Genomic DNA, 18999 nt, shown 5'->3' with positions numbered 1-18999 from the left:
TCATGGCAACCGCCGAGACACATTACACCCTGCCGCTGCCCAGCTTTGACAGGCCGGTCAAGCTGCTGATCGTGGTGGCCCCTTACTACAAGGACATCGCCGACAATCTGGTCGCCGGGGCGCGGGCTGTTGGCGCCGCCTGCGGGGCCGAGGTTGACCTGATCGAGGTGCCGGGCGCCTTGGAGGTGCCATCGGCCATCGCGCTGGCCGAGCGGCTGGCCGAATATGACGGCTATGTCGCCCTTGGCTGCGTGATCCGGGGCGAAACCACGCATTATGACACCGTGTGCAATGACTCCAGCCGCGCGATCAGCCTCTTGGGTCTGCAAGGTGCCTGCATCGGCAATGGCATCCTGACGGTCGAAAACCGCCCGCAGGCCGAGGTGCGCGCCGACCCTGCCGGGCAGAACAAGGGCGGTGGTGCCGCAGCGGCGGCCTTGCACCTTGTGGCGCTTTCGCGCAAATGGGCCGGAGCATCCAAGGGGATCGGCTTTCGCCCATGACCACCGCCAAACGTGACGACAAGCGCCAGATGAAATCCGCATCGCGGCTTTATGCGGTGCAGGCGCTTTTCCAGATGGAAAGCTCGGGGCAGACGGTTGACTCCGTCACGCGCGAGTTCGAGACCCACCGCTTTGGTGCGACCTATGAAGAGGGCGAATTTGCCGAAGGCAACGTCGACCATTTCCGTGCCGTGGTCGCGGCTGCCGTGAACTGGCAGGCCAAGATCGACCAGTTGACCGACCGCGCGCTGGTGGCGGCTTGGCCGATCGACCGGATCGACCCGGTCCTGCGCGCCCTGTTCCGCGCCGCAGGGGCTGAACTGGTGGACATGGCCACCCCGCCCAAGGTCGCGATCAACGAATATGTCGACGTGGCCAAGGCTTTCTTCCCCGACGGCAAGGAACCAAAGTTCGTGAACGCCGTCCTTGACCATATGGCGCGCGAGGCCAAGCCTGAGGCATTCTGATGCGTCCAATGGTCATCTTCGCTTGAAAAGGAGTTGCCCATGCGTTGCCTGCTGCCCCTCGCCCTCGCGCTCTTGCCCATGATGACCAGCGCGCAGACCCCTGAACACCCGATCACCGGGATTGACTGGCAGCTTCTGGCCATTGACGGCAGCCTGACCAACGCACCCGCAAGCCTGCGGATCGAATCGGATGGTACGATGTCCGGGAAGGCACCCTGCAACCGTTGGTCCACGATGAACGCGGCCTTCCTTCCCGAGCTTCGGATCGAAGCTATCCGCGCAACGCGCATGGCCTGCGACAAGCTGCCCGAAGAACAGGTTTTCTTCGACACACTGTCCGGGATGACCACTGTGCAGGCCGAGGGCGACAGCAACCTGATCCTCACCGGCCCGGTTGGCCGCAGCATGGAATTCGTGCTGGACGTGGCAAACAGCCAGACCGTCTGCAAGACCTGCCAGACCAAAGGAGAAGCAGGCGAGAGAAGTCCCTGAAAATACTCTGCATCCGGGGGCTGGATCATTGTCGTCGGACACTCCATATCGGCGGGGCTACGCAACCGATCCGGGGTCATGATGTTCAGCCGTACTGCCGTCGCCAGTTTCCTGGATCGCCCACAGATCGCGAAGTTTCTGATCGCGGTGATCCTGCTGAACGCAGTGACGCTTGGGCTGGAAACCTCGCCTTTCGTGATGGACCGGGCGGGGGGGCTTTTGCTGCTGCTCGACCGGACCTGCCTTGCGATTTTCGTGGCTGAACTTGCGGCGCGGCTTTATGCGCTTGGCTGGCGCTTCTTCCGGTCCAGCTGGAACGTCTTTGATTTCGTGATTGTCGGCATCTCGCTGGTGCCTGCGGGGGCCGGGTTTTCGGTCCTTCGGGCCTTGCGCATCCTGCGTGTCCTGCGCGTCGTGTCGGTCACGCCCAGTTTGCGGCGGGTGGTTGATGGCCTTGGCCGCGCACTGCCGGGGATGGGATCGGTGTTTCTCTTGATCCTGTTGATCTATTACATTGCCGCCGTTATCGCGACCAAGCTTTTCGCCGCGAAGTTCCCGGACTGGTTCGGGTCACTTGGGTCCAGCGCCTATTCGCTGTTCCAGATCATGACGCTGGAAAGCTGGTCGATGGGCATCGTCCGCCCGGTGATGGAGGTTTATCCCCATGCCTGGGCCTTCTTCGTGCCGTTCATCCTGATGACCACCTTCGCGGTGATGAACCTGATCGTTGGTCTGATCGTGAATTCGATGCAGGAGGCCGCCTCTGAAGATCAGCGGGCCGAGGCGCATGTCTTCGAAGAAGCCGTCCTTGCCCGCCTGACCGAGATCGAGCGGAAGCTGGACCGGAAGGATTAACCCCGGTTGGCGTCGTAAAGGGATGCGGCGCGGTCAAAGAACCGCTGCCGGGCGGCTGGGCCTTCCATCATGATCTCGTGTTCCGCCCCGGGGTAAAGGTCCAGTTGCCCACGCCCCCACCCGGCCATGCGCAGGTGGATAGGCGGCACGTCCACCACCTTTTCCGCCGTCCCAAGCGCGCAGATCGCAGGCACGGATGGTGCGGGCAGCACCGCCAGCGCCGAACATTCCTTGAGCGCGGCCCGCAGCCACGCCAGCGACGGCCCGCCAAGTGCCAGATCCGGCACCGCCTCGACCTGCGCTTTCATATAGGCCCACATCTCGCGGTCGGTGGTCAGCACATTGCCTTCGAACAGCACCTGCAACAGATAGGTTTCCGGCCCGGTCGTGGGCGCATAGCGATGCGCCTGCCGGAACGGTCCAGCCAGCGCCGTGATCATCTGCGCCACCGGGCGCAGCCATGCCGACATGGAAATGCCCCACATCGGCGCGGAAAAGACGGCCGCCCGGATCGGCAAGCCCCGCGCCAGCGCGCGCAGGCCGATAGAGCCGCCCATGGAATGCGCCATCAGGAACCACGGCCTTGGCAGCCCTGCGCGGTCCGCCTCGGCCAGCATTGCGTCAAGGTCTTCCTGATACTCGGCAAAATCATCGACATGGCCGACATTGCGATCCGGCAAGGCCCGGTCGGCCAGTCCCTGTCCGCGCCAGTCGATCGTGATGACCGAATAGCCCCGCGCGACCATATCGCCCGCCGCCCGGCCATATTTCTCGATACATTCAGTACGGCCGGGAAGAAGCAGGACTGTCCCCTTGTCCCCCGCCTTCCAATGCGCCACGCGGATTCGCATGGCACCCGGTTCAAGCCAGACGCACACCGCCCCCGGGGGGCCATCGGCCAGTGCCGCGTGAAAAGGGGCCTCGATCACCCCAGAACCGAGCCAAGTTTCATCGCCATCCCCATGCTGCCATCCACCGACAGCTTGCCGGTCATGAAGGCGCTGGTCGCGTTCATCTCGCCATCCAGAATCGCGCGGAACACATCGGCATCCGCCGTCAGCGTCACATCCGCCTCTTCGTCGCCCGCCCGCACGCCCGAGGCGTCCAGCATGATCGCCCCTTCACCGGTGATGACGAACTTGGCCACCCCGTCAAAACTGCCCGCCACCTTGGCGCTCAGCGCCTTTACTGCGGCCTCAATCATCTCGCTCATGCAAGTCTCTCCTTCGTGACCCGCGCCCTCTGGCAATCTTCTGCGGATCGTCTACCTTTCCCTTATGAATATCCGGGCAAGCATTCTCAATCGTATCGTTGCGGCACTTCTGCCGCTTTTCCTGACTTGTGTCGCAGCGATGGCACAGGACACCGCGAAACTTGACGATCTTTTTGCCCGGCTCAAGACCGCCGAGGCCGGGGAATCCAGCCGGATCGAGCGGGAAATCTGGATCGAATGGTCGAAATCCGGCTCTCCGGCGATGGATCTTCTGTTGCAGCGCGGCCGAGATGCCATGGCCTTGGGTGACAACAGGGCAGCGATTGATCATTTCTCTGCCATCATCGATCATTCGCCCGAGTTTGCCGAAGCCTGGAATGCCCGCGCGACCGCCTTTTACAACAGCGGCGACTTTGGCCCCTGTGTCGCGGATATTGCACAGCTTCTGACGCTGAACCCGCGGCATTTCGGGGCTTTGTCCGGTCTGGGGATGATTCTTGAAGAAACCGGCAAGCTGGATCGCGCCTTGGCGGTCTATCAGGCCGCTCTCACCTTGCATCCCAATCTTGAAGGCGTAAAAGCCGCCGTGGCCCGCCTTGAATCCGAGGCCGAGGGTCAGGAGCTTTAATCCAGATGGACGCCCAGCGGCGGGTGACGGCGGTCCTTGGGCCGACGAACACCGGCAAGACCCACCATGCGATCGAACGGATGCTGGCCCATCGCACCGGCGTCATCGGCTTGCCTCTGCGACTTCTTGCGCGTGAAGTCTATGACCGCATCGTCGCCAAGGTTGGCCCGTCGGTCGTGGCACTGGTCACCGGAGAAGAGCGGATTGTCCCCGAAAGGACGCAATACTGGGTCTGCACCGTCGAGGCTATGCCCTTGGAGATCGGCGCCGATTTCGTGGCGGTGGATGAAATCCAGCTTTGCGCCGATGCCGACCGTGGCCATGTCTTCACGGACCGGCTGCTGCGGGCCCGCGGCCTGCATGAGACGCTGTTTCTTGGGTCCGACACCATGCGCGGTGCGATTGCGGGGCTGGTGCCGAATGCCACCTTCGTCAAGCGCGACAGATTCTCGACCCTGACCTACTCAGGTTCGAAAAAGATAAGCCGGATGCCGGAACGAAGCGCAATTGTCGGGTTTTCGGTTGAAAATGTCTATGCCATCGCTGAGCTGATCCGCCGTCAGAAGGGGGGATGCGCGGTGGTGATGGGCGCGTTGTCCCCGCGGACCCGAAACGCTCAGGTCGCGCTCTACCAGAATGGCGATGTGGATTACCTTGTCGCCACCGATGCCATCGGCATGGGGCTCAACCTTGATATCAAGCACGCGGCCTTTTCCGCCACCGCAAAATTTGACGGCCGCCGGATGCGCCTGCTTTACCCGCAGGAACTGGCCCAGATCGCCGGCCGCGCCGGCCGGCACACCGAAGATGGCACCTTTGGCGTGACGGGGGAGGCACGGCCTTTCGACGAAGATCTGGTCGAGGCGATCGAGACGCACCGCTTTGCCCCGGTCAAGAAACTGCACTGGCGCAACGAATCGCTGGATTTCGGCACCGCCGACCGGCTGATCCGCAGCCTTGAATACCCCACCTCGAACGAATGGCTTACCCGTGCGCGCGACGCTGACGACGTGCTGGCGCTGAAAGCGCTGTCGGCGCTGCCCGAGGTGCAGGATCGGCTGACCGAACCAAAGCGGGTGCAACTTCTGTGGGATGTCTGCCGGATTCCCGACTTCCGTTCCTCCAGCGGCGTTGAACACACCACGCTTTTGACCCGGATTTTCGAGTTTCTGGTCGGTCGCGGTCTTGGTGGTGGGCGTATTCCGGCCGACTGGCTGGCAAAGGCCATCGCCCGCATCGACAAGACCGAGGGCGATATCGACACATTGTCGCGCAGATTGGCGTATATCCGCACTTGGACCTACGTTACCCAGCGGAAAAACTGGGTTGAAGACGAAAGCCATTGGCGCGATGAGACGCGCGCTGTAGAAGACCGCCTGTCGGACGCGCTTCACGCGGCGCTGACCCAACGATTTGTCGACCGGCGGACATCTGTCCTCCTTCGCCGGTTGAAACAGAAGGAGGTCCTCGTGGCCGAAGTGAACGACAAGGGCGAAGTCACGGTCGAGGGCGAATTCGCCGGCCGGCTGGAAGGGTTCCGCTTCAAGCAGGACGCCAGTACCACGCCCGATGCCGCGCGGACACTCGCGCAGGCGGCGCTTCAGGCGCTGAAGCCCGAATTCCATCTGCGCGCCGACCGCTTCTACAACGCGCCGGACACCGAACTTGATTTTACCGAACAGGGCGGCCTCATGTGGGGCTCCAACGCGGTGGGCAAGCTGGTCAAGGGTGCCGAAGCCGCCAAACCGGGGGTTGAGGCGTTTGTCGACGAAGAGGCCGGGCCAGATGTGATCGAAAAGGTCCGCCGGCGCCTGCAACACTTCATCGACCGCAAGGTCGCGGCACAGTTCGAACCCCTGCTGGCCATGGGTCGGGACGAAGCACTCACTGGCCTTGCCCGCGGCTTTGCGTTCCGTCTGTCCGAAGCGATGGGCGTCCTGCCGCGCGACGCCGTGGCCTCCGAGGTCAAGGAGTTGGATCAGGAAGCCCGCGCCGCCCTGCGCAAGCATGGCGTCCGTTTCGGCCAATTCACCATCTTCCTTCCCGCGCTTCTGAAGCCTGCGCCAACTCGTTTGCGGCTGGTGCTGTGGTCGCTCTGGAATGACTTGCAGGAATTTCCCGAAAGCCCACCCCCGGGACTTGTGACCATCCCCAACATGGCCGAGGTGCCAAAGCAGCACTACACGCTGGCCGGCTACCACCCCGCAGGCACCCGCGCGATCCGAATCGACATGCTGGAACGGCTGGCCGATATCCTGCGCCAGAAAGACAGCCGCGCCGGGTTTGAAGCCACGCCTGACATGCTGTCGATCACCGGCATGACGCTGGACCAGTTCGCCGACCTGATGGCCGGTCTGGGCTACAAGGGCGAAAAGTCCGAGCGCGTGAAAGTAAAGACTGTCGAGGCCCCGAAGGCCCCCGAGATTTCCGAAGAAGCCGCCGCGTCGATTGCCGCAGGCGTGCCAATTCCGGAAGAGGTCTCGATCATGGCCCCGACCCCGGAACCCGAAGCGGAACCCGAGTCAGAGGCAGCCCCGGAGATGGAGGTTTTCTACACCTTCACCTGGGCGCCCAAGCCGCGCTTCCAACGCCCCGAGCGCGGCCCCCGGCCAGACCGGAAACCGCAGACCGAAGGCGAAACCCGACCGCAGGGTGATCGCCCGCAAGGCGATCGTCCTCGCGGCGACCGTCCAAAGGGTGATCGGCCCAAAGGTGACCGTCCAAAAGGTGACAGGCCCAAAGGTGACTGGCCCAAGGGTGACCACAAGGGCAAGCCCCCGCGCGACGACCGCCAGAAGACATATGAGGCCCGCCCCCCGCGCGCCGAAAAGCCGATTGACCCCGATAATCCCTTTGCGGCCCTGCTGGCCTTGAAGGGCAAGGTCTGAGGCTTGGCCGGGCCTTCCGGCAAACCTGACCCCGCTGCCGCGCCGACCCTTCGGCTCGACAAATGGCTCTGGCAGGCGCGCTTCATGAAATCGCGCGCCATTGCCTCGGACCTGATCGCTTCGGGTGCCGTCCGTGTGAACGGCACCCGGATCAGCCGACCCGGCCGTGACATCATGGCTGGCGATGTCCTGACTTTCCCGCAAGGCACCCGCATCCGGGTGATCCGGATTCTTGCGCTTGGCTTGCGCCGCGGCCCGGCCAGCGAGGCTCAGATGCTGTATCTTGACCTTGATCCGGCGGCCGATGTGCCGGACCCGCTTGAATGATCCGCCTGCCTGCTCTAGCTAAGCGCAAACGATCCGGATCAGAGCAAGCCCATGACCTATGTCGTCATCGACAACTGCATCGCCTGCAAATACACCGACTGCGTCGAGGTCTGTCCGGTGGACTGCTTCTACGAGGGCGAGAACATGCTCGTCATCCATCCTGATGAATGCATTGACTGCGGCGTCTGCGAACCCGAATGCCCTGCCGATGCCATCCGCCCGGATACCGAACCGGACATGGAACAGTGGGTCACCTTCAATCGCAAATATGCGGTGCAATGGCCGGTGATCGTTACCAAGAAAGACCCGCTGCCCGGCTATGAAGACCGCGACGGTGAAACCGGAAAGCTGGACAAGTATTTCTCGGAAACGCCTGGTGCTGGCGGCTGAGACGATCAGCCGATTCGGCAACCCGGCAATTGTCGCGAATCGACACCTTCTGAAAGTATGCTTTCGGATCAACGGCATAAGCGCTGTTTGCCGATTTTTGCGCCAGTTGGAATCAGCGGCTTTTTGTGTTATAGTTTGTTTACAAACAAGCATGGAAGCCTGACACACGGCTTGGAGCCTCGCGCCTGAGCCCAATTTTTTGTGACATCTGAGGTCCAATGGCCAGGGCAATATGCTCCGGACTTGGTCCCTTTGTCTTGAAAACAGGTTTCCCATCTGGGGATCGCGCCGAATGACCAAATCGAAGAAGCCTGAATTCCGCCCGAACGATTTCGTGGTGTACCCTGCGCATGGCGTGGGCAAGATCATCTCGATCGAAGAGCAGCAGATTGCCGGAATTCAGCTGGAACTGTTCGTCATCTCGTTCGAGAAGGACAAGATGACACTCCGGGTTCCGACCCACAAGGCCACCGAGATCGGCATGCGCGCCCTGTCGGCACCCGATGTGGTGACCAAGGCGCTCGACACTCTGAAAGGCAAGGCCAAGGTCAAGCGCGCCATGTGGTCGCGTCGTGCGCAGGAATACGAGCAGAAGATCAACTCTGGCGACCTTCTGTCCATTGCCGAAGTCGTCCGCGACCTGCACCGCACCGATGATCAGCGCGAGCAAAGCTATTCCGAACGTCAGCTTTACGAAGCCGCCCTTGAACGGCTGACCCGCGAAGTCGCCGCCGTCTCTGGCGTGGATGAGGCCGGTGCGGCAAAGCAGGTTGACAGCGTTCTGGTCGGCCGCGCGGCCTGAGCCAGCCTCAAATCACAACTGACGGCGGCCCCAAACGGGCCGCCGTTTTTCGTTGGGGCGCCTGCGACCAGACCTGCAATCAAGGCCCAACCCCTCTCAAAATACCCGGCATTTGATTAAAATTGGACCTGCTCTTTTCACAAATACTCCGCGGGGGTCCGGGGGTGTGAAACCCCCGGCCGTCAGCCAACGGGCGCGGGCGTCAGTCCCACTCGCGCAGCCGCGCCACATAGCGCGCCATCGTGTCGATCTCCAGATTGACCATGTCGCCCAGTTTCACAGCGCCCCAGGTCGTCATTGCCTGAGTATGGGGAATGAAGTTCACCCCGAAATCGCAGCCTTCCACCTCATTCACCGTCAGTGAGGTGCCGTTCAGCGCCACCGAGCCTTTCGGCGCGATGAAGCGGGCCAGCGCCCGTGGCGCGCGAAAGGTCACGCGGACTGATCCGCCCTCTGGCGCGACCTTCACCACTTCGGCCAGCCCATCAACATGGCCCGAAACGATGTGGCCGCCAAGCTCATCCCCGACCTTCAACGCCCGTTCAAGATTCACCCGCTTGCCCGGAACCCAGGTTCCAAGGTTGGTCTTCGACACCGTTTCGGCCGAGATTTCCACATCGAACCAGTTTTCCGGCTCAGACCCCAGCGCCACGACCGTCAGACACACACCGTCGCAGGCAATGCTTGCCCCAATATCGATGCCATTGACGTCATAACCCGTTGCAATCCGCGCCCTGAGATCGCCGGTGACCTTCGTCTCGACGATCCGGCCCATATCGGTGACAATTCCGGTGAACATGGCAGCCCCTTTCGCTTTGTTCCGACCTAGCCCCCGCTGCCGATCCATGCAAGTCCGGCTCGGAAAGCTGCCATGATCTCTTCACCCTTTCATGCGAATTTCGCTGTAGTTCTCTGGCATCACCGTGCAAGAAAGACAAAATGCCGGGATCAACCGCGTGACAGACAAAGACCGCCGCTTCCTTTTGCTGCAAGGCCCGCACGGGCCTTGGTTCCACCGGCTTGGCACGCATCTGCGGGCTGCGGGGGCAAAGGTCTGGCGCGTGGGCTTCAATCTGGGCGACAGGCTGTTCTGGCCCGGTCCGGGCTACATCGCCTTTGACGGCGATCATGACACATGGCCTGACACCTGCGATGATTTGCTGACCCGTCACCAGATTACCGATCTTGTGCTTTATGGCGACACCCGTCCGATCCATGCCCGGGCCGCCGCACTCGCACGGGCGCGCGGCATAACCGTGCATGTGTTCGAAGAGGGGTATCTCCGGCCCTATTGGGTCACCTATGAACGAGACGGCGCAAACGGCCATTCCCGCCTGATGTCCCTGTCAGTCCTCGAAATGCAATCGGCGCTCGCGACGGTGGATCTTGATCTTCCCGACACCCCCGGCACCTGGGGCGACATGCGCCAGCATATGTTCTGGGGCGCGCTTTATCATGGCTGCGTGGCGCTTGGTCTTCGGGCCTACCGGAATTTCCGGCCGCACCGGGCGCTGACCGTCGGGCAGGAATTTGTCCTCTACCTGAAACGCTTTCTTCTGATGCCGCTGCACCGGCTGGAACGCAGCATTGCCACCAGCCGGATCCGGCGCGGCGGGTTTCCCTATCATCTTGCGATCCTGCAACTGGAACATGACGCCAGCTTTCGCGACCATTCCAGCTTCTCGTCCATGACCGAGTTTCTGGCCCTGGTGATGGCAGGCTTTGCCATCGGCGCGCCGCAGCATCATCATCTGGTCTTGAAGGCCCACCCGCTGGAGGATGGCCGCACCCCCCTGCGCTCGGAGATCCGCCGCCTTGCCGCCCAGCATGGCCTTGAAAACCGTGTCCATTTCGTTCGTGGCGGGAAACTGGCCCAGCTCTTGAACGACGCGCGCTCGGCTGTCACCGTGAACTCCACCGCCGGGCAGCAGGCGCTTTGGCGCGGATTGCCACTGCGCAGCTTCGGGGCCGCGGTCTACGCCAAGCCCGAATTCGTGTCCCTGCAACCGATGGACCAGTTCTTTGCCGCCCCGGAACGTCCCGATACCCGCGCCTACCGCGACTACCGGCACTTTCTGCTGGAGACCTCCCAGGTCGTGGGGGGGTTCTATTCGGTGCGTGGGCGGCGCGCGCTCCTGCGTCAGGTCGTCGACATGATGCTTGCGCCAGAAGATCCTTATCAGGCGTTGAAGTCGGGAACAGCGGCTCCGAGGCAACAGTTGCGCGTCGTAGGTTGAATTCCTCAAAGTGCGCTGGCTAAGCTGCCTTGGCTTGGCTAACTTCGGGGCAACAAAAATCAAGGCGAATACAGGGATGTTGGCGGTGCAGTTCACAGGCTCGAACATGGTCAAAGCGGTGACCTTGCTGGTATCTCTGGCGATGGTTGCATCTTGCGGGTTGCCGCGATCCGGCCCGAACAAGCGGGAAATCCTTTCGGGATCGGTGGACAAGAAGGGCGACGCCTTCATTGTCCCGGTCACCCCCGCCGTATCGCGCGCCGCGTCCGTGCAGCCCAGCTTTGGATTCAGCGCAGCCTTCCAGAATGCGGGCATCGTCGGGGCAGACACGATTTCGGCGGGCGACACACTGGCCGTGACCGTGTTCGAGAACGTGAAGGATGACCCGCTGCTGGGAAATACCGGTCAGCGCGTTTCGGCACTCAGCCAAATTCAGGTCGATGGTCAGGGCTACATCTACATTCCCTATGCCGGCCGGATCCGCGCTGCCGGCCAGACGCCCGAAGGTTTGCGTCAGGCAATCACCCGCCAGCTGGAAAACCAGACCCCTGATCCGCAGATTACCGTGACACGGGTTGCCGGCGACGGCTCCAGCGTGTCGATAGCCGGGCAAGCAGCCGGTCCCGGCGTCTATCCCATCGAGGCGCCGACGCGGACCCTTGCAACAATGCTGGCCAATGCGGGCGGCGTGGCTATTGACGCCGATGTCGCCATCGTGCGGGTCACCCGTGGCACCCATACCGGACGGATCTGGCTTAACGACCTTTACGAGAACCCCCGGCTCGACATTGCCCTGCGCACCGGCGACCGGATCGTGATCGAAGAAGACAGCCGCAGCTTCATTGCCCTTGGCGCGACGGGCGCACAGAACCTTGTGCCATTCGAGTCTGAATCCCTTTCGGCACTGGAAGCGATTGCTACGGTGGGAGGTCTTTCAACCAATGCCGCCGACCCGACCGGCGTGTTCATCCTGCGCGACGAAACAGAAGCCATCGCCCGGGCTGTGCTTGGCCGCAACGATCTGATCGGCGATCAGCGCCTTGTCTATGTGCTGGACCTGACAGATCCGACCGGCCTTTTCGAAGCCCGAGATTTCCAGATCCGCGACGGCGACACGCTCTATGTCACCGAAGCCCCCTTCGTGCAGTGGCAAAAGACCCTTGGGGCGATCACCGGAACGACGGGTGCTGCCAGCAATATCGCCAATACCGCCAACTGACCGCGCCATGCCCGGCGCGATCTGGCCAGAGACGCTGCCAGAAGGAATTGCACCCCCGGGACTTCCCCGGCGTCTGTGGCACCAGAACCTGTCCATGCTGCGCAACCGCCGCCTGCACCGGATGCTTGCGCTTGCCGGTCATGAGCTTCGATTTGGCTTTCCCGGACCGGGTGACGGGGTTCTGGTCTGGGGCCGCAGCCCGACCGCATGGCGGGGCGAAGCCATTGCTGCCCGTCGCCACCTGCCCCTGATCCGGGTCGAGGATGCCTTTCTGCGCTCGCTTTTTCCCGGGCGCGCCAAAGGTGAACCGCCCATGGGCCTGCTGATTGATCCCGTCGGCGTGCATTTCGATTCCAGCCAACCTTCGCGGCTGGAGCAGATTCTGTCTGCGGCGGATTTGCAGGATTCGAACATTATTACCCGATCCAACAGCGCGATCGCCAGATTAAAGCACCTGCACCTTTCAAAATACAACAATCATGACCCTGCCCTGACCGCCCCCGATCCCGGCTTCATCCTGATCGTTGACCAGACCCGGGGCGACGCCGCCATCCGTCATGCCGGTGCGACCGAAGCCACGTTCCGCGCCATGCTGGCTGCCGCGCTGCAAGACCACCCCGACGCCCGCATCGTCATCCGAACCCACCCGGAAACGGCTGCCAATCTGCGCGCCGGCCACTTCGGCCCTGCCGATGCCGGGGGTCGTGTCACGCTTTTGACCAGCCCGGTTTCGCCGCACCACCTTTTGGCGGCCGCAGCCGAGGTCTATACCGTCTCCTCCCAGCTTGGGTTCGAGGCAATCCTGCACGGCCGCCGCCCCCGGGTTTTCGGGCAGCCCTTCTATGCCGGCTGGGGGCTGACCCGGGACGAACAGCCCCTGCCGCGCCGCCGCCGCACCCTGACCGCCGAACAGCTTTTCGCCGGGACGATGCTCATGGCCCCTCTTTGGTATGACCCGTGTCGTGACCGGCTTTGCCCGCTGGAAACGGTCATCGACCAGTTGGAAGCCGAGGTTCGGGCCTTTCGCCAGAATTGCTCCGGCCATGTCGCAGCCGGAATGCGGCTGTGGAAACGTCGTCGGTTGCAGGCGTTTTTCGGCTCGCCAAAGGCGCTGCGCTTTTGCGACGATCCGGTCCGCGCCGACCGGCTCGCCACGGCAACCGGCCGGGGGCTGCTGGTCTGGGCCGGCAAGGAGCCCGCCGATTTCAAACCGCAATCCCCATGCCTGCGCGTCGAGGATGGGTTTCTGCGGTCACGCGGGCTGGGAGCAGATCTGATCCCGCCGCTGTCGCTCGTGGCGGATGACCGGGGCATCTACTATGATCCAAGCCGTCCATCGCAACTGGATGCCCTGGTCAGCGCCCCCCTTCCCCCTGAAGGCCGCGCGCGGGCCGAGGCGCTGTTGGCCCGCCTGCGCGATGGGGGGCTTTCGAAATACAATCTGCAAGGCCAACCGCTGCCTGCCCTGCCAAAGGGCCACCGCATCCTTGTCCCTGGTCAGGTGGAAGATGACGCCTCGATCACCAAGGGCGCGGGTCTGGTGCGGACCAATCTTGGCCTCTTGCAGGCCGTGCGGCAGGCCAACTCCGGGGCAATCCTGATCTACAAGCCGCATCCCGATGTGCTGGCCGGTCTGCGCCCCGGTGCCATTCCGGACACGGCGCTGGAAGGTCTGGCCGATATCACCGTTGCCAAGGCCGACCCCGTGGCCCTGCTGGCCGAAGTCCAAGAGGTCTGGACCATGACCTCGCTTCTGGGGTTCGAGGCGCTGATCCGGGGGGTTCCCGTGACCTGCCTTGGGGCGCCATTTTACGCTGGCCGGGGGCTGACCCGCGACCTTGGCCCGGTACCAAGCTGGCGCGGGCAGGCAGACCTTGCCACGCTCGCCCATGCAGCCCTGATCAGTTATCCGCGCTACTGGGATCCGGTCAGCCGCCGTCCCTGCCCGCCCGAGGTAATTCTTGACCGGCTTGCCAGCGGCACGATCCCGCGCCCCGGCCTTCTGAACCGCCTGACGGCAAAGGCGCAGGGCCAGTTTGCCAGCTTTGCCCATCTCTGGCGTTAGCCGTCAGCCCACCAACCGCCAGAACCGCCACATCAGGCTCGCCGCGGCGGCCACCAGCCCCACGACCAGCCCCAGCCAGAGCCCCACGCCGCCATAGCCCATCGGGAAGGCAAGCACATAGCTGCACGGGATGCCGATCAGCCAATAGCTGACCGCCGCCAGCCACATCGGCACCCGGGTATCCTGCACCCCGCGCAACAGGCCCAGCGCCATGACCTGCATCCCGTCGGCCAGTTGAAACAACGCTGCAAGAACCAGCAGAACCGAACCATAGGCGATGATCGCAGCACTTTCCGGCTTCGACAGGTCCAGAAACAGCGCAATGATCAACTCAGGGATCGAAACGAACAGCACCACCGACGCCAGCGCCACCCCAAGGGACATCAGGACAGAGACCTTCGCCGCTATTCGCAAAGCAGGTCGCGCGCCCTGCCCGTCAAACCGCGCCACCCGGATCGTCGCAGCACTCGACAGCCCGACATGCAGCATGAAGGTCAGCGCCGCCACTTCCAGTGCAATGCCATGCGCGGCCAGTTCCACCGTGCCGATCCAGCCCATCATCAGCGCCGAGGCCTGAAACAGCCCGCCCTCGGCCAAGCCGGTCAGCCCGATCGGCACGCCCAGCCGCCAGACCTGCCGCATCGCCTGCCAGTCCGGCCGCCAAAAGCGCTGGAACAGGTGGAACCGCCGCAACGCGGGCAGAAAATGCGCGTAAAGTCCCAGGACCACCAGCGACAGCACCTGAGTCGAGATTGTCGCCACCGCCGCCCCCCGCGCACCAAGCTCCGGGAAGCCCCAGTTCCCGAAGATCAGCGCCCAGTTGACCGCGATGTTCAGCAGCACCGCAAGCAGCGTCACCCACAAGACCACCTGCGTCCGGCCAAGGGCCGACAGGTAGCTTTGCAGCACCGTCACGCACAGCGCCGCCGCCATGCCAAAGCCCACGATCCGCATATAGGCCTGCGCAATCGCTGAGACCTCCGGGTCTTGCCCCAGTGCCAAGAGGATCGGCCCGGACCACCAGAAGATCGGCAGCACCACGACACCATAAGCGATCGACAGCCACAGACCCATGCGCGTGTCGCGGCGAACCTGCGCTTCATCACCCCGGCCAAGCGCTGCGGCCACCATCGGCATCACCGCCTTGGCAAACCCCGAGCCCAGCACAAAGACAATGAAGAAGGACGAGGCCCCCAGCACCACCGCGGCCAAGGGCAACACGCCATACCAGCCCAGCATCACCGTATCGGTCACATGCAGGGCCATTTGCGCAAGGCTTGACCCCGCAAGGGGCAAGCCCAGAGCAAGGGTTTCCCTGACATGGGTGGTTTTGGTCATTGCGGTTGTCATGGCTGGGGATTACCCGCGCCGCAGGGCCTTCACAAGGCAGGCTTTCCGCCGCAATGCAGCGTGGTCACAGCGATTGTGCCAAAAGCCCAAACGCTGCCGCCGCTATAACTCCGCCGACCGTCAGCTCGATCACCGGCAAGGCCCGCGCCATCCGCGCACCACCCTTGCCTGCGCCAAGCCCTGCCAAAGCCCCTTCGCGCGCCCAGACCGCAAGGGCCGCCACCCCTGCCGTCACCAGTGCCGTGCCAAGCCCCATCACGAAGGCCCCGATCACCCCCGCCAACGCAATGCCAAGCTGCCAGGTCAGGATCAGCACGAACAGCGCCCCCGAACAGGGCCGCATGGCAATTCCCGCCACCATCGCCACCGCATCACGCCAGCCGGTCAGGGACGACACCTGTTCCAGCGTCGGGCCATGGGCATGGCCGCAGGTCGCGCAATGTTCGTGGTCGTGATTGTGAGCGTGGCCGTGATCGTGGGGATCATGGCCCGAACGTCCATGCGCGGCCATCACCCGCAACCGTTGCACTCCGTGCGCGCCGCGCCAGACCAGCCACAGGCCCAGCCCAGCGATCATCGCGTGACTTGCCGGGGCCAGCCATGCCTCGGCCGCGCCTTCCACCGCCAGCCGCGACAGCCCCAGGACTGCCACCACCGCATAGACCAGCGCCACCGCCACCGCCGCCTGCGCCAGGCTTGAGACCAGCGCAAGCCCGGCCAGCGGCACCAATGGCACCCGCCGCGCCACGCCATAGCCGCCGATCAACAGCTTGCCATGCCCCGGCCCCGCCGCATGCAGCACGCCATAGCCAAAGCATACCGCCCAGAACACCGCCAGCGCCCCCGGCTCACCGCCCCGCAGGGCGCGGATCGCCGCCGCCAGCCGGTCTTGCGTCGCACGCTGTGCCGCTTGCAGCCACCCGGCCACCGCGTCCAGCCCGCCCGCCAGCCACAAGACCGCCAAAAGCGCCACCACGCCCAGACCGCCATAGATCAACGCTTGGCGCATGAAACGCGGACCTCCTCGGCGTAGTTCTTGCCGATGGCGGGAAAGTCGGCCTCAAGATCCATGTCCGCCGAATATTCGGCCAAGGCCGCCTTCAGCGCCTCATCCGCCGCATCCAGATCGGGGATATAGGTTTCCGCAAGACAACCGCTTCCCCCGGTCAAAACCGGGTCATGGGCGATGGTATAGGCGGTGTAAAAGCCCGGGTCATAGACCTGCACGATCAATGGCACGTCGGCCAGCGCGACGGGGGCATCGAACAGCCGCAAATGGGTCGAGGTGATCCGGCCCCCGGCATAGCTTGCCCCCCAGTCCTGCGGGCGCGACAGGGCAAGTTCGGCATCATTCAGCAAGGCATAGGTGTCACCGGGGAAATCCGCATCCCAGTTCATGTCGAACCCGGCAAGCCGCGCCTCTTCCTCGGGTGTCAGAACGCCATCCCAATCGGGGTCCAGCCCCATGTCCCCGACGACATAGAGCGAATAGAGATCGTCATAGGTCCAACTGATCCGCACCCCGGTGGCGGCATTGTCGGCGTTCAGGATGATCTCGATTCCGGTGTCGATAAAGACATGCGGATGCGCCAAGGCCGGGCCAGCGCCCGCCATCATCATGCCGCCGATCAGGATCAGTTCACGCATGGCACGCAAGGTAGTTGCACCTTGCGCCTTCGCCAAGGGGCGCCTCTCCCTCCCCGGCACCAGATTGCCGAAAGTTCAGCCGCGCTGCATCGCCGGATGGGTGGCGGCATCATAGATGTCCTCCACCGTTCCCAGAACCTGCGCGGCGCGCCCCACGATCAACGGGTCGGGCGTGCCGATGGCCGCAGGATCCTTGTTCGGATAGTCGAGCGTGGACAGGAAATGCTTCATGCAGTTCAGCCGCGCCCGCTTCTTGTCGTTCGACTTCACGATCACCCAAGGCGCATCGGCGGTGTCGGTGTAAAAGAACATCGCCTCTTTCGCCTCGGTGTAGTCATCCCATTTATCAAGGCTTGCCTTGTCGATCGGCGACAATTTCCACATCTTCAGCGGGTCCGTTTCGCGCGCAAGGAACCGGGCGCGCTGTTCTTCACGGGTGACGCTGAACCAGTACTTGTGCAGCCGGATGCCAGAGCGGGCCAGCATCCGCTCCAGTTCCGGCGCTTGGCGCATGAATTCAAGGTATTCCGACGGCTTGCAAAAGCCCATCACCCGTTCAACACCTGCTCGGTTGTACCAGCTGCGGTCGTAAAACACCATTTCACCCGCCGTCGGCAGATGCGCGATATAGCGCTGAAAGAACCACTGGCCCTTTTCCACGTCCGAGGGTTTGGACAGCGCACAGACCCGCGCATAGCGCGGGTTCAGATGTTCCATGAACCGCTTGATCGTGCCGCCCTTGCCGGCCGCATCGCGCCCTTCCATCAGGATGACGAATTTCTGCCCCGTCTCCTGCGCCCAGATCTGCACCTTCAGAAGCTCGGCCTGCAAGCGCGCCTTTTCGGCCTCGTAAGTGGCCCGACCCATCAGCCTTGCATAGGGGTAGCGCCCGGCCTCGAACGCCTGATGCAGCGGAGTCTGCGCAACCGGAAACCGTTTCGGCCCTGTCTGCACCTCGACTGCGGCTTCTGCGTGCGTCTCGATTGGCTGACTTTCTTCCATGGGTCGCTCTCCCTCTCCACATTTGTTTGATTAAAGCAGATCTTGCGGTTCTCCGCCTTGATCCCGATCAAGAAATCCCTGCTGCCAGCCTCTTTTCCTTTCGCCACGCCGGACATAGGCTGCCAGCCAATCCAACGGAGTCACGACGATGATCACCCTCTATGGCGCCTTCCGGTCCCGCGCGTCGCGCCCGATCTGGCTGCTTTATGAATTGGGGCTGCCCTTTACCCACGTCCCGGTGATCCAGGCCTATCGTCTGCCCCAGGCCAGCGCGCCCGATGCCCCGTTCAACACCGCTTCGCCCGCGTTCCTGGCGGTGAACCCGCTTGGCCAGATCCCGGCCTACGTCGAGGGTGACCTGACGCTGACCGAATCCCTTGCGATCACCAGCCACATCGCCCGCCAGCATGGCGGCCCGCTCGCCCCGCAAGACCCTGCCGAACACGCACTGATCGACCAATGGACGCTGTTGGCCGCCACAGCCATCGAAAGCCCGGCGCTGGAGATCCTGATGATTACCACCGGGGGCGGCGACCAGACGCCAGAAGGCCAGGGGGCCATAGCCATTGCCGCCGAGAAACTCCGCCGCCCGCTGGCCCGGCTTGAAGCGCATCTTGCGGCCCATGGCCATCTGGTCGGCAGACGGTTCACCGTGGCCGACCTCAATGTGGCCGAGTGCCTGCGCTACGCTCAAAGCCACCCGACCCTGATCGGTGAGTTTCCAGCGGTTTCCACATGGCTTGAAACCAGCCAATCGCGGCCGGCGTTCAAGAAGATGTGGGATGGCCGGGTGGCCGAGCCTGCCTAGGCCCGACTGACAGGAGCGGGGGGTTTCACACCCCCCGCACCCCCCGTGGGATATTTGGAGAAGAGAAAGGCTTGCAGCATTGCCTTCCACTACAATGTCATAGCCG

General features: G+C 63.3%; 20 protein-coding genes. 13 read left to right on the top strand and 7 right to left on the bottom strand.

What is annotated here, in order from left to right; translation table 11 throughout:
- Positions 1 to 2: 2 nt before the first annotated feature.
- The 4 genes from QUV21_RS16220 to QUV21_RS16205 all read left to right on the top strand — a co-directional run bounded on the left by QUV21_RS16220 (position 3) and on the right by QUV21_RS16205 (position 2317).
- On the top strand, positions 3 to 503 hold the full coding sequence (locus QUV21_RS16220) for a 6,7-dimethyl-8-ribityllumazine synthase (RefSeq protein WP_300856309.1): 501 nt from the start codon (positions 3 to 5) through the stop codon (positions 501 to 503).
- Positions 500 to 970 carry a transcription antitermination factor NusB gene (gene nusB / locus QUV21_RS16215; RefSeq protein ID WP_300856308.1) on the top strand — a complete coding sequence of 157 codons (471 nt, stop codon included), beginning with the start codon at positions 500 to 502 and terminating at the stop codon, positions 968 to 970. Before QUV21_RS16220 ends, nusB begins: the two co-directional genes overlap by 4 nt.
- 39 nt (positions 971 to 1009) lie before the next feature.
- The gene (locus tag QUV21_RS16210) at positions 1010 to 1462 is read left to right on the top strand and encodes an META domain-containing protein (protein ID WP_300856307.1); all 453 of its coding nucleotides are present in this window, start codon (positions 1010 to 1012) and stop codon (positions 1460 to 1462) included.
- An 81-nt stretch (positions 1463 to 1543) separates the two neighbouring features.
- On the top strand, positions 1544 to 2317 hold the full coding sequence (locus QUV21_RS16205; RefSeq protein ID WP_300856407.1) for an ion transporter: 774 nt from the start codon (positions 1544 to 1546) through the stop codon (positions 2315 to 2317).
- On the opposite strand, the gene QUV21_RS16200 is transcribed toward QUV21_RS16205, so the two are convergent.
- Together QUV21_RS16200 and QUV21_RS16195 are read right to left on the bottom strand one after the other, a co-directional pair.
- Positions 2314 to 3246, bottom strand: coding sequence for an alpha/beta hydrolase (locus tag QUV21_RS16200; protein WP_300856306.1), 933 nt, complete (start codon positions 3244 to 3246; stop codon positions 2314 to 2316). The two genes, QUV21_RS16205 and QUV21_RS16200, sit on opposite strands and share 4 nt — an antisense overlap.
- Positions 3243 to 3530 (bottom strand): SCP2 sterol-binding domain-containing protein, encoded by a 288-nt coding sequence (locus tag QUV21_RS16195; RefSeq protein WP_300856305.1) that lies wholly within the window; start codon positions 3528 to 3530, stop codon positions 3243 to 3245. The genes QUV21_RS16200 and QUV21_RS16195 overlap by 4 nt, the downstream gene beginning before the upstream one ends.
- A 139-nt stretch (positions 3531 to 3669) precedes the next feature.
- On the opposite strand from QUV21_RS16195, the gene QUV21_RS16190 reads away from it, so the two are divergent.
- From QUV21_RS16190 to QUV21_RS16170, 5 genes are all read left to right on the top strand, one after another.
- Complete coding sequence (locus QUV21_RS16190; RefSeq protein ID WP_300856304.1) at positions 3670 to 4158, top strand: tetratricopeptide repeat protein; 489 nt, start codon at positions 3670 to 3672, stop codon at positions 4156 to 4158.
- A gap of 5 nt (positions 4159 to 4163) precedes the next feature.
- Entirely contained in the window at positions 4164 to 7046 is a 2883-nt protein-coding gene (locus QUV21_RS16185; RefSeq protein WP_300856303.1) for a helicase-related protein, read from the top strand.
- 84 nt (positions 7047 to 7130) lie between these two features.
- Positions 7131 to 7373 (top strand): RNA-binding S4 domain-containing protein, encoded by a 243-nt coding sequence (locus tag QUV21_RS16180; protein WP_300856302.1) that lies wholly within the window; start codon positions 7131 to 7133, stop codon positions 7371 to 7373.
- Between the two features lie 51 nt (positions 7374 to 7424).
- A complete protein-coding gene (gene fdxA, locus QUV21_RS16175) occupies positions 7425 to 7763 on the top strand; it encodes a ferredoxin FdxA (RefSeq protein WP_300856301.1) in 339 nt (112 codons plus the stop codon).
- Between the two features lie 292 nt (positions 7764 to 8055).
- A complete protein-coding gene (locus tag QUV21_RS16170; protein WP_300856300.1) occupies positions 8056 to 8565 on the top strand; it encodes a CarD family transcriptional regulator in 510 nt (169 codons plus the stop codon).
- Positions 8566 to 8767: 202 nt separating this feature from the next.
- On the opposite strand, the gene QUV21_RS16165 is transcribed toward QUV21_RS16170, so the two are convergent.
- Entirely contained in the window at positions 8768 to 9364 is a 597-nt protein-coding gene (locus tag QUV21_RS16165) for a riboflavin synthase (protein WP_300856299.1), read from the bottom strand.
- A gap of 148 nt (positions 9365 to 9512) precedes the next feature.
- Between QUV21_RS16165 and QUV21_RS16160 the strand changes: the two genes are divergently transcribed.
- The 3 genes from QUV21_RS16160 to QUV21_RS16150 all read left to right on the top strand — a co-directional run bounded on the left by QUV21_RS16160 (position 9513) and on the right by QUV21_RS16150 (position 14086).
- Complete coding sequence (locus QUV21_RS16160; protein WP_300856405.1) at positions 9513 to 10802, top strand: capsule biosynthesis protein CapA; 1290 nt, start codon at positions 9513 to 9515, stop codon at positions 10800 to 10802.
- Between the two features lie 106 nt (positions 10803 to 10908).
- Entirely contained in the window at positions 10909 to 12021 is a 1113-nt protein-coding gene (locus tag QUV21_RS16155) for a polysaccharide biosynthesis/export family protein (RefSeq protein WP_300856404.1), read from the top strand.
- 94 nt (positions 12022 to 12115) lie between these two features.
- Entirely contained in the window at positions 12116 to 14086 is a 1971-nt protein-coding gene (locus tag QUV21_RS16150) for a capsular polysaccharide biosynthesis protein (protein WP_300856298.1), read from the top strand.
- Positions 14087 to 14089: 3 nt separating this feature from the next.
- Here QUV21_RS16150 and QUV21_RS16145 read toward each other — a convergent pair whose 3' ends face one another.
- The 4 genes from QUV21_RS16145 to ppk2 all read right to left on the bottom strand — a co-directional run bounded on the left by QUV21_RS16145 (position 14090) and on the right by ppk2 (position 18085).
- Positions 14090 to 15424 carry an MATE family efflux transporter gene (locus tag QUV21_RS16145; protein ID WP_300856296.1) on the bottom strand — a complete coding sequence of 445 codons (1335 nt, stop codon included), beginning with the start codon at positions 15422 to 15424 and terminating at the stop codon, positions 14090 to 14092.
- Positions 15425 to 15500: 76 nt separating this feature from the next.
- On the bottom strand, positions 15501 to 16445 hold the full coding sequence (locus tag QUV21_RS16140) for a hypothetical protein (RefSeq protein ID WP_300856294.1): 945 nt from the start codon (positions 16443 to 16445) through the stop codon (positions 15501 to 15503).
- Positions 16430 to 17083, bottom strand: a complete 654-nt coding sequence (locus tag QUV21_RS16135) for a DUF1007 family protein (RefSeq protein WP_300856403.1) — start codon at positions 17081 to 17083, stop codon at positions 16430 to 16432. The genes QUV21_RS16140 and QUV21_RS16135 overlap by 16 nt, the downstream gene beginning before the upstream one ends.
- Before the next feature lie 75 nt (positions 17084 to 17158).
- A complete protein-coding gene (gene ppk2, locus QUV21_RS16130; RefSeq protein WP_300856293.1) occupies positions 17159 to 18085 on the bottom strand; it encodes a polyphosphate kinase 2 in 927 nt (308 codons plus the stop codon).
- A 148-nt stretch (positions 18086 to 18233) separates the two neighbouring features.
- Here ppk2 and QUV21_RS16125 point away from each other — a divergent pair, with 148 nt between their 5' ends.
- Positions 18234 to 18893: a glutathione S-transferase family protein gene (locus tag QUV21_RS16125; RefSeq protein WP_300856292.1), complete on the top strand. Its 660-nt coding sequence runs from the start codon at positions 18234 to 18236 to the stop codon at positions 18891 to 18893.
- Positions 18894 to 18999: the final 106 nt, after the last annotated feature.

The organism is Tabrizicola sp., assembly GCF_030373185.1.
Taxonomy (GTDB): domain Bacteria; phylum Pseudomonadota; class Alphaproteobacteria; order Rhodobacterales; family Rhodobacteraceae; genus Tabrizicola.
The sequence above is the reverse complement of the archived record's forward strand: the minus strand, read 5'-3'. Positions and strand labels throughout refer to the sequence as shown.

Excerpts from the sequence above, each read along its gene's own strand:
- QUV21_RS16220 (WP_300856309.1), top strand. The coding sequence starts at position 3 with ATGGCAACCGCCGAGACACATTACACCCTGCCGCTGCCCAGCTTTGAC.
- nusB (WP_300856308.1), top strand. The coding sequence starts at position 500 with ATGACCACCGCCAAACGTGACGACAAGCGCCAGATGAAATCCGCATCG.
- QUV21_RS16210 (WP_300856307.1), top strand. The coding sequence starts at position 1,010 with ATGCGTTGCCTGCTGCCCCTCGCCCTCGCGCTCTTGCCCATGATGACC.
- QUV21_RS16205 (WP_300856407.1), top strand. The coding sequence starts at position 1,544 with ATGTTCAGCCGTACTGCCGTCGCCAGTTTCCTGGATCGCCCACAGATC.
- QUV21_RS16195 (WP_300856305.1), bottom strand. The coding sequence starts at position 3,530 with ATGAGCGAGATGATTGAGGCCGCAGTAAAGGCGCTGAGCGCCAAGGTG.
- QUV21_RS16190 (WP_300856304.1), top strand. The coding sequence starts at position 3,670 with ATGGCACAGGACACCGCGAAACTTGACGATCTTTTTGCCCGGCTCAAG.
- QUV21_RS16185 (WP_300856303.1), top strand. The coding sequence starts at position 4,164 with ATGGACGCCCAGCGGCGGGTGACGGCGGTCCTTGGGCCGACGAACACC.
- QUV21_RS16180 (WP_300856302.1), top strand. The coding sequence starts at position 7,131 with ATGAAATCGCGCGCCATTGCCTCGGACCTGATCGCTTCGGGTGCCGTC.
- fdxA (WP_300856301.1), top strand. The coding sequence starts at position 7,425 with ATGACCTATGTCGTCATCGACAACTGCATCGCCTGCAAATACACCGAC.
- QUV21_RS16170 (WP_300856300.1), top strand. The coding sequence starts at position 8,056 with ATGACCAAATCGAAGAAGCCTGAATTCCGCCCGAACGATTTCGTGGTG.
- QUV21_RS16165 (WP_300856299.1), bottom strand. The coding sequence starts at position 9,364 with ATGTTCACCGGAATTGTCACCGATATGGGCCGGATCGTCGAGACGAAG.
- QUV21_RS16155 (WP_300856404.1), top strand. The coding sequence starts at position 10,909 with ATGGTCAAAGCGGTGACCTTGCTGGTATCTCTGGCGATGGTTGCATCT.
- QUV21_RS16150 (WP_300856298.1), top strand. The coding sequence starts at position 12,116 with ATGCTGCGCAACCGCCGCCTGCACCGGATGCTTGCGCTTGCCGGTCAT.
- QUV21_RS16145 (WP_300856296.1), bottom strand. The coding sequence starts at position 15,424 with ATGACCAAAACCACCCATGTCAGGGAAACCCTTGCTCTGGGCTTGCCC.
- QUV21_RS16140 (WP_300856294.1), bottom strand. The coding sequence starts at position 16,445 with ATGCGCCAAGCGTTGATCTATGGCGGTCTGGGCGTGGTGGCGCTTTTG.
- QUV21_RS16135 (WP_300856403.1), bottom strand. The coding sequence starts at position 17,083 with ATGCGTGAACTGATCCTGATCGGCGGCATGATGATGGCGGGCGCTGGC.
- ppk2 (WP_300856293.1), bottom strand. The coding sequence starts at position 18,085 with ATGGAAGAAAGTCAGCCAATCGAGACGCACGCAGAAGCCGCAGTCGAG.
- QUV21_RS16125 (WP_300856292.1), top strand. The coding sequence starts at position 18,234 with ATGATCACCCTCTATGGCGCCTTCCGGTCCCGCGCGTCGCGCCCGATC.